Genomic DNA, 4,101 nt, shown 5'->3' with positions numbered 1-4,101 from the left:
GGCGGCGGGCAGCGCCGCGCGCGGCGTGCTCTACGCCTTCGGCCCCGGCATGTCGCCGACGGCGAAGGAGAGCACCCGCACCCACCCCTGGGCCTACGCCCTGGGCGTGGCGTACCACCTCGGCGTCTTCGCCGCCTTCGGCTTCCTGTTGCTGCTGCTGCTCGGCGTCGACGTCGCGCCCGCGGCCGCGGGCGTGCTCGGCGTGCCGATGCTCGCCGGCGTGCTCGGCGGCGTGGGCCTGCTCGCGCGTCGCGGCGCGAGCGCGTCCCTGCGCGGCCTCAGCGTCCCGGACGACGCGATCGCCAACCTGCTGACCACCGGCTTCGTCGCGCTGGCCTGGCTCCGGCTGCGGCAGCCGGCGGTCGAACCGGCACTGCTGATCGCGGCGATGCTCCTGCTGTGCTACGTTCCGCTGGGGAAGATCCGGCACTGCGTCTTCTTCTTCATCTCGCGCCGGCACCTCGGCCGGCACTTCGGCCGGCGGGGAACGTTCCCCGTGCGTCACTGAACCCGGAGGCGCGCGTCGCGATGTCCGAGATCGACGCCCTGGAAGCCAGGCTCGCGGCGCTCACCGACGAGGACCTCTCGCGCGGGCTCGACCTGTTCCGCGCGAAGCTGGGCGGGGCCGAAGCCGCCTACCTGCAGACCTGCGTCCGCTGCGGCCTCTGCGCCGACGCGTGCCACTACCACCGCACCGACCACGAACTCGCGTCGATCCCCGCGCACAAGCTCGCGCAGGTCGCCGCCGTCTTCCGCGCGCACTTCACGGCCGCCGGCCGCCTGGCCCCCGGCCTGACCGGCGCCCGCCGCTTCGACCGCGACATGGCCCGCGCCTGGGTCGAGGCGGTGTTCGGCCGCTGCTCGCTGTGCGGCCGCTGCAGCCTGAACTGCACCACCGGCATCCACATCTCGGCCGTCCTGAAGGCGGCCCGCGGCACGCTCACCGAGATGGGCCTGATCCCGGCCGACCTGCTGCAGGTGGTCACGACCAGCCTCGAGACCGGCAACAACATGGGGATCTCGCGCGACGACTGGCTCGAGACCGTCCAGTGGATCGAGGAGGAGATGCAGCAGGACGTCGGCGACCCCGCCGCCCGCATCCCCGTCGACAAGCAGGGTGCGCGCGTGCTGTTCACGGTCAACCCCCGCGAGCCGAAGTTCTTCCCCTTGTGCCTGCAGGCCAGCGCCACGGTCTTCCACGCGGCCGGCGAGGACTGGACCGTCGCCAGCGAGGGCTGGGACCTGACCAACTACGGCCTGTTCAGCGCCAGCCCCGCCCACGGCGGCGCCATCGCCGCCAACCTCATGGCGTCGATGGACCGCCTCGGCTGCGGCACGCTGGTCATCGGCGAGTGCGGCCACGGCTTCGCCGCCGCCCGCTGGGAGGCGGCCGAGTGGCTGCAGAAGCGCCCGGGCTTCCGGATCGTGAGCTTCCTGGAACTGATGGAGGAGTACTTCCAGCAGGGCCGCCTGCACGTCGACCCGGCGAAGATCGCCGAGCGGGCCACCCTGCACGACCCCTGCAACACGGTGCGCCACGGCGGCATCGTCGAACCCCAGCGCGCGATCCTGCGCCGCTGCCTCGCCGACTTCGTCGAGATGACGCCCAACCGGGCCGAGAACTTCTGCTGCGGCGGCGGGGGCGGGCAGCTCTCGATGAGCCGCTACCGGCAGAAGCGGCTGCAGTCGGGCGGGGTCAAGGCGGAGCAGATCCGCCGGACCGGGGCCCGCCTCGTGGTGGCCCCCTGCCACAACTGCATCGACCAGCTCATGGAACTCAACCGCGAGTACAAGCTCGGCGTCGTCATCAAGACCGTGGCGGAGGTCGTGGCCGACGCCCTGGTCCGCACGCCGGCGCAGACCCTGGAGGAGCATCATGGCACCGTCGCCCGCTGAGAGCGCCCAGCCCCGGTCCCTCGACACCGTGGGCGCGTCCGACCTGATCTACCTGGACAACGGCGCCACCTCGTTCCCGAAGCCGGAAGCGGTGTACCGCTACATGGACGCGTTCTACCGGCGCTACGGGGTCAATCCCGGCCGGTCGGGCTACGACCTGTGCATCGAGTCGGGCGAGCTGGTCGAGGACACGCGCCGCCTGCTGGCCGGCTTCTTCGGCGGGAAGCACCCCGAGCGGCTCGTCTTCGGCTACAACGCCACCGACGCGCTGAACCTGGCGATCTACGGGCTGCTCGCCCCGGGCGACCACGCGGTCACGACCCACCTCGAGCACAACTCCAGCCTGCGCCCCCTCTGGGACCTGCAGCAGCGGGGCGTCGAGGTGGACTGGGTCGACTTCGACGACCGCGGCTACGTCGACCCCGGCGAGGTGGTCGCGCGGCTGCGGCCGCACACCCGCGCCGTGGTGATCAACCACGGCTCGAACGTGATCGGCACGGTGCAGCCGGTGCGCGAGATCGGCGCCGCCTGCCGCGCGCGGGGCATCCCGCTGGTCGTGGACGTCTCGCAGACCGCCGGCATGATCCCCCTGGACATCGAGGAGCTCGGCGCCGGCGTGCTCTGCTTCACCGGCCACAAGTCGCTGCTGGGGCCGATGGGCGTCGGCGGCATGTACGTCCACGAGGACGTCGAGCTGCGCCAGACGCGCGCCGGCGGCACCGGGGTGCGCAGCGCCCAGCGCCATCACCTCGAGGAGTACCCCTATCGCATGGAGTACGGCACACCCAACCTGCCGGGCATCGCGGGCCTGAACGCGGGGGTCAAGTGGGTCCTGGAACGCGGCGTGGACGAGATCCACCGCCACGAGATGGCCCTCTGGCTCCGCCTGCGCGACGGCCTGCGCGGGATCGACGGCGTGGTCCTGCACTGCCAGGATTCGGAGCGGGACCGCATCGGCGTCCTGTCGTTCAACGTCGAGGGGCTGGACGCGGCCGACGTCGGCACGATGCTCGACGTCGACCACGACATCGCCTGCCGCACCGGGCTGCACTGCGCGCCGATGGTCCACGAGCACCTGGGCACCGACAAGATCCACGGCTCGGTCCGCTTCGGGATCGGTCCCTTCAACACGGCGGAGCAGATCGGGACCGCGATCGCCGCCGTCGGCGAGATCGCGAACTTGGGCCGCCGCCGGCGCGGTTGATCGCTCAGCGGGGGTGTTCCGGTTGGGGATGAGGCCGCAGGGGAACCGGGACCGCTATCTTCCCGCGGCGATCGCGCTGGCGGCCGTGGCCGTCCATCTGCGCGTGCTCGGCAACGGTTTCGTGAACTTCGACGACGTCTTCTACATCACCCGCAACCCCCTGATCGCGGCGCTCTCGCCGGCGAACCTGCGGTCCTGGTTCACCGGGTTCTACTTCGGCAACTACCAGCCGCTCACGCTGCTGTCGCTCGCGCTGGACCACCGCCTGGCCGGGCCCGATCCCCGCATGTTCCACGCCGTCAACCTGCTGCTGCACGCGCTCAACGCGCTGCTGGTGTTCCACCTCGTCCGGCTGCTGTTCGCGCGGGAGCGCGGGCCGTGGCTCGCGGCCGCGACCGCCGCCCTGTTCGCCGTGCACCCCCTGCTGGTGGAATCGGTGGCCTGGGCCGCACAGCGCAAGGACGTGCTGTACGCGCTGTTCTACCTGGGCTCGCTGGTCGCCTACGTCGCCCACGCGCGGCGGCCGCTGGGCGGGGGCCGCCGCCTGCATGCCGCGTCGGTGCTGCTGTTCGCGCTGTCCCTGCTGTCCAAGGCGATGGCCGTGTCCCTGGTCGGCGCGATCCTGGCGGTGGACCTGTACCTGCGGCGCCTGCCCGGGCGCGGTGGCGACAATCCTGCCCGGCCGACGCTGCCCGCCTATCTACGGGAAAAGCTGCCCTTCCTGATCCTGGCGCTCGCGGCCGGCGTGACGGCGGTCCTCGCCCAGCGCTCGGCCGCGTTCCTGGGGTCCCCGGAGCTCCACACGCCGCTGCAGAGGGCGGCGATCGCCGGCTACGGCTTCGCGCACTACGCGGCGAAGCTGGTCCTGCCCCTGGGCCTGTCCGCGTACCACCCGTACCCGGCGATGGGCGGCGGCGTGCCGCTCGGCTTCCTGCCGCACCTCGCTGTCGTCGCCGCCGCCGCCGCGGGCCTCGTGCTCGCCCTGCGGCGCCACCCGGCCG

4 protein-coding genes are annotated in these 4,101 nt (G+C 72.4%); all 4 read left to right on the top strand.

Annotation, left to right across the window (positions count from 1 at the left end):
• Positions 1-508: hypothetical protein (locus tag Q7W29_11180; protein MDO9172379.1), on the top strand; the 508-nt coding region annotated here is incomplete at its 5' end.
• 20 nt (positions 509-528) lie between these two features.
• Positions 529-1,896 (top strand): heterodisulfide reductase-related iron-sulfur binding cluster, encoded by a 1,368-nt coding sequence (locus tag Q7W29_11175; protein ID MDO9172378.1) that lies wholly within the window; start codon positions 529-531, stop codon positions 1,894-1,896.
• Positions 1,877-3,100 carry an aminotransferase class V-fold PLP-dependent enzyme gene (locus Q7W29_11170; protein MDO9172377.1) on the top strand — a complete coding sequence of 408 codons (1,224 nt, stop codon included), beginning with the start codon at positions 1,877-1,879 and terminating at the stop codon, positions 3,098-3,100. Before Q7W29_11175 ends, Q7W29_11170 begins: the two co-directional genes overlap by 20 nt.
• 28 nt (positions 3,101-3,128) lie before the next feature.
• The coding region (locus Q7W29_11165) for a hypothetical protein (GenBank protein ID MDO9172376.1) at positions 3,129-4,101 on the top strand (973 nt) is incomplete at its 3' end.

The organism is bacterium (genome assembly GCA_030654305.1).
Classification (GTDB): domain Bacteria; phylum Krumholzibacteriota; class Krumholzibacteriia; order LZORAL124-64-63; family LZORAL124-64-63; genus PNOJ01.
Note: the sequence above shows the minus strand (reverse complement) of the source record. Positions and strands in the feature narration are given on the sequence as shown.

What these genes read in the sequence shown, in the direction of transcription:
- Q7W29_11175 (MDO9172378.1), top strand. Translation starts at nt 529, where the DNA reads ATGTCCGAGATCGACGCCCTGGAAGCCAGGCTCGCGGCGCTCACCGAC.
- Q7W29_11170 (MDO9172377.1), top strand. Translation starts at nt 1,877, where the DNA reads ATGGCACCGTCGCCCGCTGAGAGCGCCCAGCCCCGGTCCCTCGACACC.